The following is a 16,490-nucleotide window of genomic DNA, read 5'->3' on the forward strand; positions in this document are numbered from 1 at the left end:
GTAGACCCGACGCGGGGCCCGGCGGCGTCAGGACCGGTAGGGCCAGCGCTGGAAGTACGCCTTGACCTTCTGCCACAGGCCCGCCAGCCCCCTCGGGAACAGCATGAGGAACACGATGATGAGCACGCCGTAGATGGCCGACGAGAGGGCGGAGGTCGTGATCCCCGACTCCGTGGAGCTGTTCGTGACGAACGGGATCGAGTCGGCGAAGCGCGTGATCAGCTCGGGGATCGCCTGGAGCGCCACCGCTCCCAGCACGGCGCCGTAGATCGTGCCGACCCCGCCGATGATGATGATGGCGAGGAACTGGATCGACAGGAAGATGTCGAAGGTGTTGGGATCGACGAAGCGGTTGTACGACGCCAGGAGACCGCCGGCCACCGCCGCCATCGCCCCCGACACGGCGAACGCCCCGATCTTGTAGCGGGCAAGACTGACGCCGACGACCTCGGCGGCGATGTCGCGGTCGCGGATCGCCTGCATGGCGCGGCCGGGACGGGTCCGGACGAGGTTCTTGGCGATCAGCGCGGCGATGAGGGCAACAATCCAGACCAGGTACACGAATCCGGCTTCGCGCTTGAACACGAAGCCGAAGATCTCCAGATCGGCGAAGTTGACCGGGCCGATCGCCACGATCTTGTCGGTCTCGGTCACCGTGGCGTTGTTGCCGCCCGTGATGAACTCGGCATTCCTGAACAGGTACTGACCGACGATGACGAGACCGAGCGTGACGACAACGAGGTACTGGCCCCGCAGGCGCAACGCGAACGGGCCGACGAGGGCCCCGACGCCGGCACCGATGAATGCCGCCATGGGGAGCCACGCCCACAACGGCCAGCCCCAGCGGGTGGGGTCGGCGAACCACACGACCGTGTAGCTACCGAGCCCGATGAAGAAGGCGGTGCCGAGTGACACCTGGCCGGCGTAGCCCGTGAGGAGGTTGAGGCCGATCGCGGCGGTGGCGAAGATCCCGGCGAGCACGAACAGGTTGAGCCAGAACTGGTCCTTCATGTAGAGCGGGACGAGCACGACCACCGCGAGGAGCAGAACGAGCCCGACGCGCTTCCAGGCCGTGGGGAAGAGGCGGAGGTCGTCGGCGTAGCTCGTCTTCATGGAGGCGGGCCGACCGCGCCGAAGCAGACTCATACGCGCTGCACCTGCTTGGTGCCGAAGAGCCCGTAGGGCCGCACCATGAGCACGACGACCATGACGATGTACGGCATGACCTGGTCGAAGCCCTGACCGAGGACGGGGAAGCTGTCGGGTGTCAGGTAGCCGGCGGTCATCACCTGTGCGATCCCGATCGTGAGACCGCCGATCACGGCTCCGCCGGGAGATTCGAGGCCGCCGAGGATCAGCGCGGGAAAGGCCGTGAGCGCCACGAGGCTGATCGTCTGGTTGGCGCCGTTCGGGCTCGCCGCCAGCATGATTCCCGCCACCGCGGCGACAGCCGCCGAGATCACCCACGACAACGCCAGGATCCGGCTCACGCTGATGCCCTGGGCGGACGCCGCCTCCTGGTCGAGGGCGACAGCGCGCATGCCGACGCCGTACTTGGTGTAGCGGAAGAACAGGAAGAACGCCACGAAGGCCACGAGGGCGAACCCGATGGTCCAGACCTCACGCACGAGGATCGTGACGTCGCCGATCTGCCACGTGTCCTGTCCCCACGGCGAGTCGATCGGATTGGTCTGGTCGGGCCAGACGGTGGCCACGATCTGCTGGATCATGATGAACAGGCCGATCGTGATCATGATGAGCGCGTAGACCGGCTTGCCGATCATGTAGCGCAGGATCACCCGCTCGATGACAGCCCCCACGAGGGCGACACCGATGATGGCCAGGACGAACGAGAGCCAGAAGTCGAGCCCCCAGGTGACGTGGAGGTTGAACACGAAGTACCCGCCGAGGATCGCGAAGCTCCCCTGGGCGAAGTTGATGAGCCCGCTCGCCCGGTAGATGACGACGAAGCCCAGGGTGATCAGTGCGTAGATCGACCCCAGGGCCACTCCGCCGACCAACAGTTGCAGGAACTTGGTCATGGGCTCTCCCCACTTCCGCTCCGTAGGGCGGCGATCTCGTCGGCGAACGCCTCGGTCACGACGTCGCGGCGGATCTCGCCGATGGCCGTGAGATGACCGTCGGCCTCGTCGAGTTGCCGGGTGAGGAGCTCGAAGCGGGCAAGCTGCTCGACGTCGGACACCTCGCCATTGACATCGGCCACGACCTCGTCGATCATCTCCCGCACCTCGGGGAGAGCGATCAGGTCGGCGAAGCCCTTCACGACGAGGTCGCGCTCCCGGGCCCAGGGAGCGACCGTGGCGGGCTCCACCTGGATGAGAGCGCCGAGGCGATCGTCGCAGTCGACGACGAGCGCCCGGGCGATGAAGGGTGACGCCACGAGTCGTCGCTCCAGGGCGGCCGGCGACACGTTCGACCCGCCCGCTGTGAGGATCAGCGACTTCTTGCGACCCGTGATGGCCAGGTAGCCGTCGTCGACCTCACCGAGGTCGCCGGTGAGCAGCCACCCGTCGGAATCGACGACCGGAGTAGTTCCGCGGTCGCGGAAGTAGCCCTTGAAGACCGTCGGTCCGCGGAGTGCGATCTCACCGTCGGAGCGAATGTCGGCTTCGACGCCGCGCAACGGCACCCCGACCGTGCCCACGCGCACGTCGTCGGCAGGGTTGAGGGTAGCAAGACCCGTGAACTCGGTGATGCCGTAGCCCTCGCGCACCGGAACGCCGATCGACCAGAAGAACTCGACGGCCTCCGGGGCGACGGGAGCAGCCGTCGACACGGCGACACGGGCGCGTTGCAGCCCCAGCTTCTTGCGGAGGCTCCGGTTGATCTCGAGGCTCCCGAGCCGTCCCTTCAGGCCGGGACCGCCACCCTTCTGACGACGCGGCGCCGACCTGGCACCGCTCTTCGTCCAGACGTTGTAGGCCCATCTCTGGATCCTGCCACTCTCGGCCATCCGGGCCTCGACGCCGGTTGCCATCTGCTCCCACACACCGGGAACTCCGAGGAAGATCGTGGGCTGCACCTCGGCGATGTCGATCGCGAACGACTGCGCACCCTCGCCGAAGTTGACGGTGCAGCCGGCCTGGAGCCCCGCCGCCGACGAGCAGACCCGCTCCACCGCGTGGGACATCGGCAGATACGAGTAGAGGTCATCGCTCGGATGGGCCCCGAATGCCTCAGCGGTCGTCGCCCCCGCAGTACTCAGGTTGCGGTGCGTCAACATCGCTCCCTTGGGCACACCGGTGGCCCCGGTCGTGTAGACGATCGCGGCGGTGTCGTCCGGATCGAGAGCCCGGACACGTTCAGCCCACTCCTGGCGGCCACGCTGGCGACCTGTGGCCTCCAACTCGTGAAGGCTCACCACCATCGGATCGGTGAGCTGGCGAATGCCGCGCGTGTCGATGACGACGACCTTCTCCAGGTTGGCCAGACTGCCCCGGGCCTCGAGCACCTTGTCGAGCTGCTCCTCGTTCTCGGCGATCAGGACCATCGACTCGGAGTGACGCAGGAGTGCCTCGACCTGCGCCGATGGGCTCGACGGGTAGAGCCCGACGGACACGGCTCCGATTCCCTGCACGGCGGCGTCAGTCAGCAACCACTCGTAGCGGTTCGACGACTGGATGGCGACCCGCTCACCCGCGCGCACGCCCAGCTCGACGAGCCCGAGCCCGATGTCGGCCGCGCGGTCGGCGTATTCGGACCAGGAGATCTCCCGCCAGATGCCGAGCTCCTTCTGGCGCATCGCCACACCCGTGGGCGACGCGTCCACGCGCTGGAGCAGGAGCCCGGGCAGCGTGACCTCGCCGGCACCGGCAGCGGGGGGAGCGGGCGCCACGCTCGGGCTGCTCACGACCCCTGCCCCAGATACGCCTCGATGACCGCCTCGTTGCTCTGGATCTCCTCGGGGAGGCCGGTGGCGATCACCTGCCCGAAGTCGATCGCCATGACGCGATCCGCGATGTCCATGACCAGGTGCATGTCGTGCTCCACCATGATCTGCGTGACGCCGAGCTCGTTGCGGATCTCGAGGATGTAGCGCGCCATGTCCTCGGTCTCCTCGAGGTTCATGCCCGCCACCGGCTCGTCGAGAAGGAGGACCCTCGGCTCCATGGCCAGCGCCCGCCCGAGCTCGATCCGCTTCTGGATGCCGTACGGCAGCATCCCGACGGGCTGGTACCGGTACTGCTGGAGCTCGAGCAGGTCGATGATCTCCTCCACCCGCCGGCGGTTCTCGACCTCCTCACGCTTGGCCTTGCCCACCCACAGCATCCCGGCGATGAATCCTGTGCTCATCAGGTGATGACGTCCGAGCATGAGGTTCTCGACGACGTTGAGGTTCACGAACAAGCCGAGGTTCTGGAACGTGCGCGCCATGCCGAGCTCGGCGGTGCGGGTGGGCTTCAGTCCCATGAGCTGCTCACCGTCGAGACGGATGTCGCCCTCCTGGGGCCGGTAGACCTGGTTGAGACAGTTGAAGATCGATGTCTTGCCGGCGCCGTTGGGGCCGATGATGGCGAAGAGCTCGCCCGCGTAGACATCGAAACTCACGTTGTCGAGCGCGGTCAGGCCACCGAAGCGCAGGGTCACGCCACCGACGCACAGCCTCGGGCTGCTCGCGTCGATCTCGAGGCTCCCCCGTGCGTCGTGCGTGGCGGTCATGCGCTCCACTGCTTCCGCCGTCGGTAGCTCTTCACGTCGCGGAAGGACCGGCGCCCGGTGTCGCCCACCCCCAGGTAGAACTCGCGGATGCTCTCGTCCTCCAGGAGCTCGGGCCCGGGCCCGTCACGCACGATCCCGCCGTTCTCGAGGATGTAGCCGTGGTGGGCGATCGACAGCGCCATCGTCGCGTTCTGCTCCACGAGCAGAACGCTCGTGCCCGACCTGTTGATCTCCACGACCAGGTCACGGATCTGCTGCACGATCAGCGGGGCGAGGCCGAGCGACGGCTCGTCGAGCAGGAGCAGCTCCGGGTCTGCCATGAGGCCACGGCCCATCGCCAGCATCTGCTGCTCACCACCCGAGAGGTAGCCGGCCACCGACTTCCGGCGCTCCGACAGCACCGGAAACAGGTCCATGATCCGCGTGTGGGTCTCGGTGACCGCAGAGCCCCGGCGCGTGAACCCGCCGGCTCTCAGGTTCTCGTCGACGGTGAGCTCCGAGAAGATCCGGCGGCCTTCCATGACCTGGGCCATCCCCGACCGTACGATGGCCGCCGGGTTCCGCCGCTGCACCGACTCACCGCGAAAGAGGACGTCGCCACCCGAGATCTTGCCGCCGTGGTGGTCGAGGAGGCCGCTGATGGCGCGCAGCGTCGTCGTCTTGCCCGCTCCGTTGGCGCCGAGGAGCGCCACGATCTCGCCCTGCGGGACAGTGAGCGTGACGCCTCGCAGCACGGAGATGACGTCGTTGTAGACGACGCGCAGGTCGTCGACCGCCAGAATCGGTGCCCCGCCGTCGGTGCTCAAGGACCCGGAATGTAACAGGGCGTCAGAGTCCGAGCAGCGTGTCGAGGCCGACCGTGAGGCCCGGACGGTCGGCAACGGCGTGCAGCGCCAGGACGACACCGGGCATGAACGAGGTGCGGTCGGTCGTGTCGTGGCGCAGGCTCAGGGTCTGGCCGGTGGTCCCGAGAAGGACCTCCTGGTGCGCCACGAGCCCCTGGAGGCGGACCGAGTGGACGCGGATCCCGCCGGGACCCTCGGCGCCGCGGGCGCCGTCGACGACCAGTTCCTCTGTGGGGTCGTCGTTCCAGTCCTTGGAGGCCTGGGCGATCCTCTCTGCCGTGAGCATCGCTGTTCCCGAGGGGGCGTCGACCTTGGTGTCGTGGTGGAGCTCGATCACCTCGGCGGTCTCGAAGTAGGGCGCCGCGATCTCGGCGAAGTGCATCATGAGGACGGCACCGATGGCGAAGTTCGGGGCCACGACGGCGTTGGCGCTCGACGCGTCGAACGCCTCGGAGAGCGTCTCGAGCTCCGAGGTCGTGAAGCCCGTCGTGCCGACGACGGCGTGGACACCGTTTCGCGCGCACCAGTCGAGGTTTCTGCGGGCGGCGTCGAGCACCGTGAAGTCGACGCACACGTCGACATCGGCCTCGGCCATGGCGTCGGGGCCGGCGCCCATCTGGAGCCCCGTTCCCGGCACACCGAGTTGACGGAGGTCGATACCGGCGTGGTGGGGATCGACGACAGCCGCCAGGTCCATGTCGGGCGCCTCGATCACGGCGCGACACACCGTCGTCCCCATGCGCCCACCGGCGCCGAACACGCCCACCCGCATCACGCGCTCCCCTCGGAAGGCCACAGACTACCGGGGGTTGCGGGCACGCGCTGAGGGAGAACCCGCTAGGCGACCCGCTCCACGAGGGCCGACTCGTCGAACGGGCCCACGGCGGCCAGCACCGTGTGGAGGTCGGCGAAGAGCCGGTCGACGACCGAGGCGACGTCGTCGGCGGCTACGGCCCTCATCTTCGCCACCACCTCGTCGACACTCAGGACCTCGCGCAGCGTGAGCTCGGCGGTGCCGATCCGGTGCATGCGGCTCGCCGCCGTCTCGAGCGACAGCGCGGTGGACCCGATCAGGTGCCCCTTGGCGGCGGTCAGCTCCTCGTCGCTGACACCACCCTCGGCGCGCAGGCGCGCGATCTGGGCGTCGACCACGTCGAGAGCCTCGTTCATGCGCTCGGGGCCTGTGCCGACGTAGATCCCCAGCGCCCCGACCTCCTCGAAGGCCGCACGGTAGGAGTAGACGGAGTAGGCGAGGCCGCGCTCCTCGCGTACCTCCTGGAACAGACGCGAGGCCATGCCGCCCCCGAGGACCTGGTTGAGGACCCCGAGTGCCCAGCGACCCGGGTCGTCGCGGGGAAGCGACCGGACCCCGAGGACCAGGTGGGCCTGCTCCGTGGGTCGCTCCTCGACGGCGAGCGGCCGCGGTGGGGCCAACTCCGGACGCGGCCGCGCGGGGCGCTCCCCCGAACCTCCGTCGGCGCCGTCGACGAGCGCCTCACCGAGGCGCTCGATGATCCGGGCGTGATCGAGGTTCCCGGCGGCCGCCACCACGAGGTTGTGGGCCCGGTAGTGCGACCGGTGGTAGTCGGCGATGGCATCGCGGGTCATGTCACCGACCGTCCCGTGGCTGCCGATGATCTCGCGTCCGATGGGATGCTGCGGGAAGATCGTGGCGCCGAACGTCTCGTGGACGACATCGTCGGGCGCGTCGTCGCGCATCCGGATCTCCTCGAGTATCACCTGGCGCTCCGACTCCACCTCGTCGGGGCGGAAGGAGGGCTCACGGATGATGTCGGCCAGGATGTCGGCCGCCAGATCCGCCGCCTCGTCGGGGACGCGGATGTAGAACGCCGTGTACTCGTGGGTCGTGAAGGCGTTCATGTCGCCACCGACCGCCTCGACCGCCTCGGCGATGCCGCGGGCACTCCAGCGCGCCGTGCCCTTGAACAGCATGTGCTCGAGGAAGTGACTGGCGCCCGCCAGATCGTCGGGCTCGTCGCGCGAGCCGGTGCCGACCCAGACCCCGAGAGCGACCGAGCGAAGCGTCGGGATTCTCTCGGTGACGACGCGGACGCCCGATTCGAGCGTGCTGCGCTCGATCACCGGCGACGCCGCCGACCGCCCCGTCGCCCACCGCCACCCGAGCGGCCCGGGTCGGTGGGGCCGAGGTCGCCGAACTCCTCGGAGGCCTCCTTCTCCCACGCGTCGCTGAAGGAGACGCTCTCGGTGCCACCGTCCCCGCCGCGCCCGGCATCCTCGTCACGGTCCCGGCCACGGTCCCTGTCACGGTCCCTGTCGCGGTCCCGGTCACGGTCGCGGTCGCGGTCGCGACCCCTGTCACGGCCACGGTCCCGGTCCCTGTCACGGTCACGGTCGCGGTCCTCGTCACCACCGCCGCCGCCGTCCTCACCGGCGATGGACAGGGAGATCTTGCCCTGGTTGTCGATGTCGTCGACGACGACCTTGACGTCGTCGCCCAGATCGAGGACATCCTCCACGCGGTCGATGCGACGGCCGCCACCGATCTTGGAGATGTGCAGCAGGCCGTCGCGGCCCGGGAGGATGTTCACGAAAGCGCCGAACTTGGTGATGTTGACGACCTTGCCGTCGTACTCACCGCCGAGCTCGGCCGTCGGCGGGTCGAGGATCAGCTCGATCCGCCGGCGGGCCTCGTCGACGGCCTCGTTGTCGTTCGAGCCGATCGACACGGTGCCGACCATGCCGTCGTCGTCGACCGCGACATCGGCTCCCGTCTCCTGCTGGATCGTGTTGATCACCTTGCCCTTGGGCCCGATCACCTCACCGATCTTGTCCATCGGGATCTCGAAGCTGATGATCTTCGGAGCGGTCGTGCGCACGTCGTCCCGGTGGGTCGGGATCGCATCGTTCATGACGTCGAGGATCCGAAGACGCGCTTCCTTGGCCTGACGCAACGCCCCGATGAGAACGTCCGTGGGAAGCCCGTCGATCTTCGTGTCGAGCTGGAGCGCCGTCACGAACTCGCTCGTGCCGGCCACCTTGAAGTCCATGTCACCGAACGCGTCCTCCGCACCGAGGATGTCGGTGAGCGTCGTGTACTCGCCGTCGGCGTGCACGAGACCCATGGCGATACCGGCGACAGGGGCCTTGAGAGGTACCCCGGCGTCCATCATCGACAGCGACGAGCCGCACACCGACGCCATCGACGTGGATCCGTTGGACGACAGGACGTCGGAGACGAGACGAAGCGCATACGGCCACTCGTCGACCGGTGGGACCACGGGCACGAGAGCACGCTCGGCGAGCGCGCCGTGCCCGATCTCCCGACGCTTGGGCGAGCCCACGCGGCCGGTCTCACCTGTGGAGAACGGCGGGAAGTTGTAGTGGTGCATGTAGCGCTTGCGGTCGTCGATACCGATGCTGTCGACCATCTGCTCCATGCGGGGCATGCCCAGTGTCGTGACGGTGAGGACCTGGGTCTCTCCGCGTTGGAAGAGGCCCGTACCGTGCGCCGTCGGGATCACTCCCACCTCGGCCGACAGCGGCCGGATGTCGGTTGTCCCGCGGCCGTCGATGCGCACGCCCTCGGCGACGATGCGCGAGCGCACCACGTTCTTCTGGAGTGTGCGGAACGCCGCCTTCACCTCCTTGGCCCGACCGTCGAACGGTGCTCCCTCGCCCGCGAGGCGCTCCACGAGACCGTCCTTGATCTCGTCGACGCGGCCCTCGCGTTCGGCCTTGTCGGCGATCGCCATGGCCGTACGGGTGTCGTTCTCGGCCTCGTCGCGCACGGCGTCGAAGACCTCATCGTCGTAGTCGGTGAACTTCTCCCAGGCGACCTCGGGGATGGGGCCGCGCTCGGCGATGACCCGCTCGCGCAGCTCGGCCTGGAGGTCGATGGAGGCCTCGATCCACTGCTTGGACTCCTCGAGACCGTCGGCGATCACCTCTTCGGTGACCTTCGGGGCGCCTTCCTCGTAGAGCTTCCAGGAGGCCTCCGTCCCGCCGGCCTCCACCATCATGATGGCGATCTCACCGGCGTCGGTGCGCCGGCCGGCCACGACGATCTCGAAGGTCGACTCGTCGCCCTGCTGGTAGGTGGGGTGGGCGATCCACTCCCCGTCGAGGTGCGCCATGCGAACGGCTCCGATCGGGCCGTCGAAGGGGATTCCCGAGACCGTGAGGGCCGCCGAGGCACCGTTGATGGAGGCCACGTCGTGGGGGTTCTCCTGGTCGGCACCGAGGATCGTGGCGATGACCTGGGTCTCGTTGCGGAACTCCTTGGGGAACGACGGCCGTAGCGGCCTGTCGGTGAGCCGGCAGGTGAGGATCGCCTGCTCGCCCGGTCGGCCCTCCCGTCGAAAGAAGGAGCCGGGGATCTTCCCCGCGGCGTACATCCGCTCCTCCACGTCGACGGTGAGGGGGAAGAAATCGATCCCCTCGCGGGGCTTGCTGGTGGCGACCGTCGACAGCAGCGTCGTGTCACCGACCTGCACGTAGACCGCGCCGTCGGCGAGAGCGGCGAGCTTGCCGGTCTCCAGGGTCATCGTGAGGCCGTCGTCGTTGATCGGGCCCGATACACGGATTGCGTCCGCCATGGGACGTCTCCTCTCGTTGGTGAGGAGCGCCGTGATTCCCAGTGGTCAGCGTCCGGGGCGACGCGCCCCGGCTGATGACCACTGACAACCAGCGGCACTCCCGGACATGAAGGGGGGACGCGACCCTCGCTTCCCCCCGTTTCCCGCTAGTGGCGGAGACCCAGCTTCGCGATCAGTGACCGGTAGCGCTCGATGTCGGTGTCCCTCAGGTAGTTGAGGAGACGACGGCGGCGCCCCACCAGCATCAACAGCCCGCGGCGCGAGTGATGGTCCTTCGGGTGGACCTTGAGGTGCCCGGTGAGGTGGTCGATCCGCTCCGTGAGGAGCGCGATCTGGACCTCGGGGGACCCCGTGTCGGTCTCGTGCAGTCGATGCTGAGCGATGGTGTCGGACATGCGCGACTCGGTGACTCCGTTTTTCCTTGGATCGCGGGGGCCACGGGATGTCCCCGCGGCCCGGGCAGGCTACCACGGGGAATCGGGGCTCCCCGACTCCCGGGCCTCCCCGAGAATCCGGCGGGTTTCGGCGACATCGCGGCGGATGCGCACGACGAGGTCGTCGACGGTGTCGAACTTCTCCTCACCCCGGATCCGCTCGACGAAGCACACCGCCACCGACCGGCCGTAGAGGTCGCCGTCGAAGTCGAGGACGTGGGCCTCGAGCAGGGAGTGCCGCTGGTCGTCGTGGAAGGTCGGGCGGTGCCCGAGGCTCAGCGCGGCGGGACGCTCGTCGCCTGCGCTGACGAGGGTTCCGGCGTAGATCCCGTCGGCGGGCATGGCGATCTCGTCGGGGACCGCGATGTTGGCCGTCGGGAATCCCAGATCGCGACCGCGCCGGTCGCCGGTCTCCACCGTTCCCCGCACCTCGTGGGGCCGACCGAGGAGGCGGGCGGCCCCCGCAACGTCGCCGTCGGCGAGAAGTCCGCGGATCCTCGTGGACGAGTACGCCTCATGGTCCGATGCATCCCACTCCGACGCAGCACTCCCGTCGGTGGCGGGAGACACGAGGCCGAGCCCGACGACCTCGAATCCGAGGTCGGCACCCATGCGCTCGAGCAGCGCCACATTGCCTGCCCGGCGGTGCCCGAAGTGGAAGTCCGCACCCACGACGACGAGGCGCGCGCGAAGCTCACCCACGAGGACCTCGCGCACGAAATCCTCCGCCGATTCGTGCCGCCGCTGCTCGTCGAAGCGCAGGAGACGACACACGTCGAGCAGTCCCGTGGCGTCGAGCAGTTCCAGCTTCTGGGGTAGCGACGTGAGGAGTTTGGGTGCCGACTCGGGACGCACGACCTGCGCCGGATGCTTGTCGAAGGTCACCAGCGCCGCGTTCAGCCCCCGGGCGTCGGCGAGCTCCCGGAGGAGCCGCAACAGGGCGCGGTGGCCCCTGTGCACACCGTCGTAGGCTCCGATGGTGACAGCCGAGCCCCGATCGCCGTCGATGGGGCTCCCGTGGGTGATGTCCATGATCTCCTACTTCAGGACGACGCTCGGTCGCAGTGTGTCACCCTCGACGTCGTAGACGGCGATGAGCAACCCGCAATCATCGAGCACCGCCACCGGACCGTCGCCCGGAGTGCCCTGCCACTCACCCACGGCGAGTGGACGCCCGACGGCGACGTGGGCGGCACCGTCTGCATCGACCACGACACGGGGAAGGTGGCGGAGCGCGTCCACCGGCGGTCGGAGCGACGCCCGCGGGTCGGCTGCGATGGTGTCGAGGGTGACGGCGTCGTCGAGCGTGAACTCGCCGACGCGCGTTCGCCGCAGTGAGCCGAGGTGGGCAGGGCCTCCGAGCGCCGCGCCGAGATCGGCGGCCAGGGACCGGACGTAGGTCCCGCTCCCGCACTCGACCTCGATGTCGGCGACCGGAGGAGGACCGGGATCGAGATCCACGATGTCGAAGCGGTGGACCGTGACGGGCCGGGCGGGCCGATCGACCTCACGACCCTCCCGGGCGATCGCGTGGAGACGTCGGCCGCCGACCTGGACGGCCGACACCATGGGTGGAACCTGTTCGATGTCGCCGGTGAGCGCCTCCACTGCACGCCCGATCTCTTCGCGGTCGATCGTCATCTCCCGGCGGGCGACGACACGTCCCGAGGCGTCGAGGGTGTCGGTGGCGGTCCCGAACACGACCGTCCCGCGGTACTCCTTCGACTCGGCCTGCAGGAACCGGAGCAGTCGCGTGACCCGCCCCAACCCGACGAGGAGCACGCCCGTGGCGTCGGGATCGAGGGTCCCGGCGTGCCCCACCTTCTTCTGGGCGACGATCCGACGGATCCTGGCCACGACGTCGTGTGACGTGAACCCGGCCGGCTTGTCGACAACCAGGAGTCCGTCGAGCACCGCGCCGTTTCAGAGCTCCCGGAGGATCCGGGCGACGACCGTCTCGGGATCGTCGGTTGTGGAGAACCCCGCCGCGTAGCGGTGGCCGCCCCCACCCTCCGCGACAGCGAGGCGGTGGACGTCGGCATCACCGATCGCCCGGAGGCTGACACGCTGGACACCGTCGTCACCCTCCTTGACCACGCACGTGATCCGAGCCTCGGCGGTCCGGCGAAGTATGTCGATCAGGCCCTCGATCTCGTCGAACTCGACGCCGAACCGCTCGCGGTCGGCGCGGCTCACGCTGGTCCACACGAAGTCCTTGTCGCCGACCAGCTCGGCACGTCCCAGGGCTTCGCCGAGGAGCTTCAGGTACGCCATGCGGTGCTCTTCGAACAGGGTTCGGCTCAGACGCGACACCGGGATGTCGAAGCCCATGAGGTCGCGGGCGACCTCGAACGTCTCGGCCGTCGTGGCCTCGTACTGGAAGCGGCCGGTGTCGCACACGAGTGCCGCGTAGAGGCACACGGCGGCGTCGTTGTTCAGGGGCAGCCCCGTGAGCCGGATCAGCCGGTGAACGAGCATCCCCGTGGCGGCGGCGTCGGGGTCGATGACGTTGAGGGTCCCGTAGCGCTCGTTCGAGATGTGGTGGTCCATCACCACGAGCTTCTCGGCGTTGCGGGCGTTGGACTCGAGCCCACCGAGGCGGGAGAAGGATCCCGTGTCGAAGGTGATCATGAGCTCCGGCTCGTCAGGGAAGTCGCCGGGCGGGGTGAGGAGATCGAGCCCCGGCAGCTCGCGGTAGTGGGGGGCCGTCACGAACGGTTCCGAGAACGAAGCCACGGTCGTGCGCCCGGCCTCGCGCAGCGCATGGAAGAGGCCGAGCATCGAGCCGAGGGCGTCGCCGTCGGGGCTCACATGACACGCCAAGGCCACCGATGGCGCGTCGGACATCAGGCGGGCGACCTGCCAGAGGGCCGCATCGATCGTCGCCGGGCCGGGGGCGTCGGACTTCATCGCGGCCCCGCCTCGTCCTCGTGGAGGCTCCGGATGATGTCCTCGATCCTCTGGCCGGCCTCGATGGCCGGGTCCTCGAGGAAGTCGAGCCGGGGCAGGTACTTCATTTGGACGTCGCGTCCGAGGGACGACCGTAGAGCCGGGGCGGCCGAGCGCAGCGCCTCGAGCGTGCCTTCGGCATCATCGGAATGACCCAGCGCCGAGTAGAAGACCTTGGCCTCACGCAGGTCGGGGCTCACCTCGACGCCCGTGACGGTGACCAGCTCGAGGCGGGGGTCGGACATCCGCTCGAGCGCGTCGGCCAGCGCCTCGCGCACGACTTCGTTGACCCGCGCGGTACGCGGGTAGCGACGTGTGCTCACGTTTTCCATTCTCGCGCCCGGTCAGGTACGCGCTACCTCGCGTTCCTCGTAGGTCTCGATGACGTCACCGGGCTCGAGGTCCTGGAAGTTCTCGAGCCCGATACCGCACTCGAAGCCCGCCTGCACCTCACGCACGTCGTCCTTGAACCGCTTGAGGGAGGCGACCTTGCCCTTCCAGATGATCGTGCCGTCACGCAGGAACCGGACTCCGGATCCGCGGGTGATCACACCGTTGGTGACCATGCAGCCGGCCACCTTTCCCACCCTGGGGATGCCGAAGATCTCCCGGACCTCGGCCTCACCGGTGACGACCTCCTCGAACTCGGGTGCGAGCATGCCGACGAGCGCCTGCTCGACCTCTTCGAGGACCTTGTAGATGACCTCGTAGGTCCGGATGTCAACGCCTTCGTGCTCGGCCAGGTCGCGCGCACTGCGGTCGGGTCGGACGTTGAAGCCGATCACGGTGGCGGTGGAGACCGCCGCCAGGTTGATGTCGGACTCGGTGATCCCGCCGACGCCGCGGTGCACGAAGGACAGGCGCACCTCCTCGTGATCCTTGTCGAGCTTCCGGAGTGAGTCGGTGAGTGCCTCGAGGGAGCCCTGCATGTCGGCCTTGAGGAGCAGGTTGAGCGTGGCGACCTCGCCACGCTGCACCATCGCGAAGATGTCTTCGAGGCGCGCGCCTCCCGAGAGGATCGCGGGGTGCCGCAGGTCCTCGGCGCGGCGGCGTCGGCCACGTGCCTCCGCGACGGTGCGTGCTGTCTTGTCGTCGGGTGCGACGCGCAGCTCATCGCCGGCGAGCGGTGTGTCGTCGAGTCCCAGGACCTCGACGGGGACCGACGGTCCTGCCTCGTCGAGACGCTCGGAGTGGTCGTCGAACAGCGCCCGGACCTTGCCCCAGGCGGGACCCGCAACGATCTGATCGCCACGCCGCAACGTGCCGCGTCCGACGACGGCCGTGGCAACGGGACCACGGCCCTGGTCGAGGTGCGATTCGAGAACGACGGCGCGGGCGGGCACCGTGGGGTCGGCCTTGAGGTCCTCGACCTCGGCCACGAGGAGCAGGGAGTCGAGCAGCTGGTCGATACCGTCGCCGGTGACGCCCGAGACGTCGTTCACGATCGTGTCGCCGCCCCACTCCTCGGGGACCAACTCGTGCTCGGCGAGCTGCTGGCGCACCCGCTGCGGATCGGCGTCGTCGCGGTCCGCCTTGGTGACCGCCACGACGATCGGCACCTCGGCAGCCTTGGCGTGATTGATCGCCTCGACGGTCTGGGGCATCACGCCGTCATCGGCGGCCACGACGAGGACGACGATGTCGGTGACCTCGGCACCCCGCGCGCGCATCGCCGTGAAGGCCTCGTGGCCCGGGGTGTCGATGAAGGTGATGGGCCGGCCGTCGCGTTCCACCTGGTAGGCACCGATGTGCTGGGTGATCCCTCCTGCCTCGCCCGAGACGACGTCCGCCTCGCGGATCTTGTCGAGCAGAGTGGTCTTCCCGTGGTCGACGTGGCCGAGCACCGTGATGATCGGCGGGCGCACCTCCAGGGCGGATTCGTCGGGCTCGTCGTCGTCCTCGGCGTCGCCGAACATCGCCGCAAGCTCGAGCTCCTCCTCGGCGCCGGGCTCGACGAGCAGGACCGTGGCACCGAGCTCGTCGGCGATGAGCTCCACCATCTCATCAGCGAGCGACTGCGTCCCGGTGACCATCTCGCCCGCGTCGAAGAGCAGCCGCACGAGGTCGGCGGCGGTTCGGTTGAGACGCGGGGCGAGCTCCTGGATCGTCGTGCCGCGCTCCACGACGATCTCCCCCTCGGGAACCGGGACGTCGGTCGGTGTGAACGCGTGCTGTTCGGGTTGGAGCTCCTCTTCGGCGACGCGGCGGCGCTTGCGCTTCTTCTTGCGCGGGCGAAAGTTCTGCCCCGGGCGCCCACGGCCTCCTCCGGGACCGCCCCGACCACCACCGGGGCCGCCACCGGGGCCTCCGGGCCCGCCGCCGGGGCCCCGACCACCAGCACCGGGGCGACCGGCGCCGCCGGTACGGGGGCCTGCTCCGCCGCCACGCCCGCCGCCACTCGGGGGAGGTGTGGCACGCCGCCCGGAGGGGGGCGCAGAACGGCGCTGGCCGGGCGGTGGGGGGATCGGCTTGCCCGAGGGGCTGAGGGGCCGGGCAGGCTCCTCGGGCTTGTCGCCCACGTCGGGAACGCTCGGCGGTGTATCGCCGGCACGTGCTGCGGGACGCGCGCTCTCGGTGCTGCGCTCGGCGGTACGTCGAGTCTCCGGCGTGACCTCGCCGCGGGCTGCGGCCACCTTGTCGCCTGCGTCGGGTGTGGAACGGACCTTGCGACCCGTCTCCGTCGGCGCAGCCTCGAGCTCCGGCTCGGGCTTCTTCACCGCCGGAGCCTTCTTGGCCGGGGCCTTCTTCGTGGCGGGAGCCTTCTTCTTCGACGTGACCTTCTTCTTGGCCGGCGCTTTCTTCGGCGTCGGCTCCTCCTCGGGCTCGCGGCGGAGCCCCTTCGAGTCGGCGAGTCGGCGCACGCGGTCGGCCTGGGGCTCTTCGATGCTCGACGAGTGGCTCTTCACGCCGATGCGGAGCTCCTCGGAGAGCTCGAGAACCACCTTGTTCTCGACGCCGAGCTCGCGTGCCAGCTCGTAGACGCGGATCTTCTTCGTCGCCAACGC

At 69.0% G+C, this 16,490-nt stretch carries 14 protein-coding genes; all 14 read right to left on the bottom strand.

The features are described 5' to 3' along the window. Positions 1–27 precede the first annotated feature (27 nt). Positions 28–1,146 (bottom strand): branched-chain amino acid ABC transporter permease, encoded by a 1,119-nt coding sequence (locus tag R3A49_05190; protein MEZ5170127.1) that lies wholly within the window; start codon positions 1,144–1,146, stop codon positions 28–30. Continuing rightward, complete coding sequence (locus R3A49_05195; GenBank protein ID MEZ5170128.1) at positions 1,143–2,042, bottom strand: branched-chain amino acid ABC transporter permease; 900 nt, start codon at positions 2,040–2,042, stop codon at positions 1,143–1,145. Before R3A49_05195 ends, R3A49_05190 begins: the two co-directional genes overlap by 4 nt. Further along, entirely contained in the window at positions 2,039–3,856 is a 1,818-nt protein-coding gene (locus R3A49_05200) for an AMP-binding protein (GenBank protein MEZ5170129.1), read from the bottom strand. Before R3A49_05200 ends, R3A49_05195 begins: the two co-directional genes overlap by 4 nt. An 11-nt stretch (positions 3,857–3,867) precedes the next feature. Continuing rightward, positions 3,868–4,689, bottom strand: coding sequence for an ABC transporter ATP-binding protein (locus R3A49_05205; protein ID MEZ5170130.1), 822 nt, complete (start codon positions 4,687–4,689; stop codon positions 3,868–3,870). After that, the gene (locus R3A49_05210; GenBank protein ID MEZ5170131.1) at positions 4,677–5,462 is read right to left on the bottom strand and encodes an ABC transporter ATP-binding protein; all 786 of its coding nucleotides are present in this window, start codon (positions 5,460–5,462) and stop codon (positions 4,677–4,679) included. The genes R3A49_05205 and R3A49_05210 overlap by 13 nt, the downstream gene beginning before the upstream one ends. A 46-nt stretch (positions 5,463–5,508) precedes the next feature. Beyond that, positions 5,509–6,297 carry a 4-hydroxy-tetrahydrodipicolinate reductase gene (gene dapB, locus R3A49_05215; GenBank protein ID MEZ5170132.1) on the bottom strand — a complete coding sequence of 263 codons (789 nt, stop codon included), beginning with the start codon at positions 6,295–6,297 and terminating at the stop codon, positions 5,509–5,511. Positions 6,298–6,362: 65 nt separating this feature from the next. Beyond that, on the bottom strand, positions 6,363–7,628 hold the full coding sequence (locus tag R3A49_05220) for a pitrilysin family protein (GenBank protein MEZ5170133.1): 1,266 nt from the start codon (positions 7,626–7,628) through the stop codon (positions 6,363–6,365). Beyond that, entirely contained in the window at positions 7,625–10,102 is a 2,478-nt protein-coding gene (locus tag R3A49_05225) for a polyribonucleotide nucleotidyltransferase (GenBank protein MEZ5170134.1), read from the bottom strand. Before R3A49_05225 ends, R3A49_05220 begins: the two co-directional genes overlap by 4 nt. A gap of 146 nt (positions 10,103–10,248) precedes the next feature. Beyond that, positions 10,249–10,497, bottom strand: a complete 249-nt coding sequence (rpsO, locus tag R3A49_05230; GenBank protein ID MEZ5170135.1) for a 30S ribosomal protein S15 — start codon at positions 10,495–10,497, stop codon at positions 10,249–10,251. Positions 10,498–10,566: 69 nt separating this feature from the next. After that, on the bottom strand, positions 10,567–11,568 hold the full coding sequence (locus R3A49_05235; protein MEZ5170136.1) for a bifunctional riboflavin kinase/FAD synthetase: 1,002 nt from the start codon (positions 11,566–11,568) through the stop codon (positions 10,567–10,569). 6 nt (positions 11,569–11,574) lie between these two features. After that, positions 11,575–12,450, bottom strand: coding sequence for a tRNA pseudouridine(55) synthase TruB (gene truB, locus R3A49_05240; GenBank protein ID MEZ5170137.1), 876 nt, complete (start codon positions 12,448–12,450; stop codon positions 11,575–11,577). 9 nt (positions 12,451–12,459) lie between these two features. Next, on the bottom strand, positions 12,460–13,446 hold the full coding sequence (locus tag R3A49_05245) for a bifunctional oligoribonuclease/PAP phosphatase NrnA (GenBank protein MEZ5170138.1): 987 nt from the start codon (positions 13,444–13,446) through the stop codon (positions 12,460–12,462). Then, a complete protein-coding gene (gene rbfA / locus R3A49_05250) occupies positions 13,443–13,808 on the bottom strand; it encodes a 30S ribosome-binding factor RbfA (protein MEZ5170139.1) in 366 nt (121 codons plus the stop codon). Before rbfA ends, R3A49_05245 begins: the two co-directional genes overlap by 4 nt. Before the next feature lie 21 nt (positions 13,809–13,829). After that, a complete protein-coding gene (infB, locus tag R3A49_05255; GenBank protein ID MEZ5170140.1) occupies positions 13,830–16,487 on the bottom strand; it encodes a translation initiation factor IF-2 in 2,658 nt (885 codons plus the stop codon). Positions 16,488–16,490: the final 3 nt, after the last annotated feature.

Source organism: Acidimicrobiia bacterium (assembly GCA_041394025.1).
GTDB lineage: Bacteria > Actinomycetota > Acidimicrobiia > IMCC26256 > JAOSJL01 > JAOSJL01.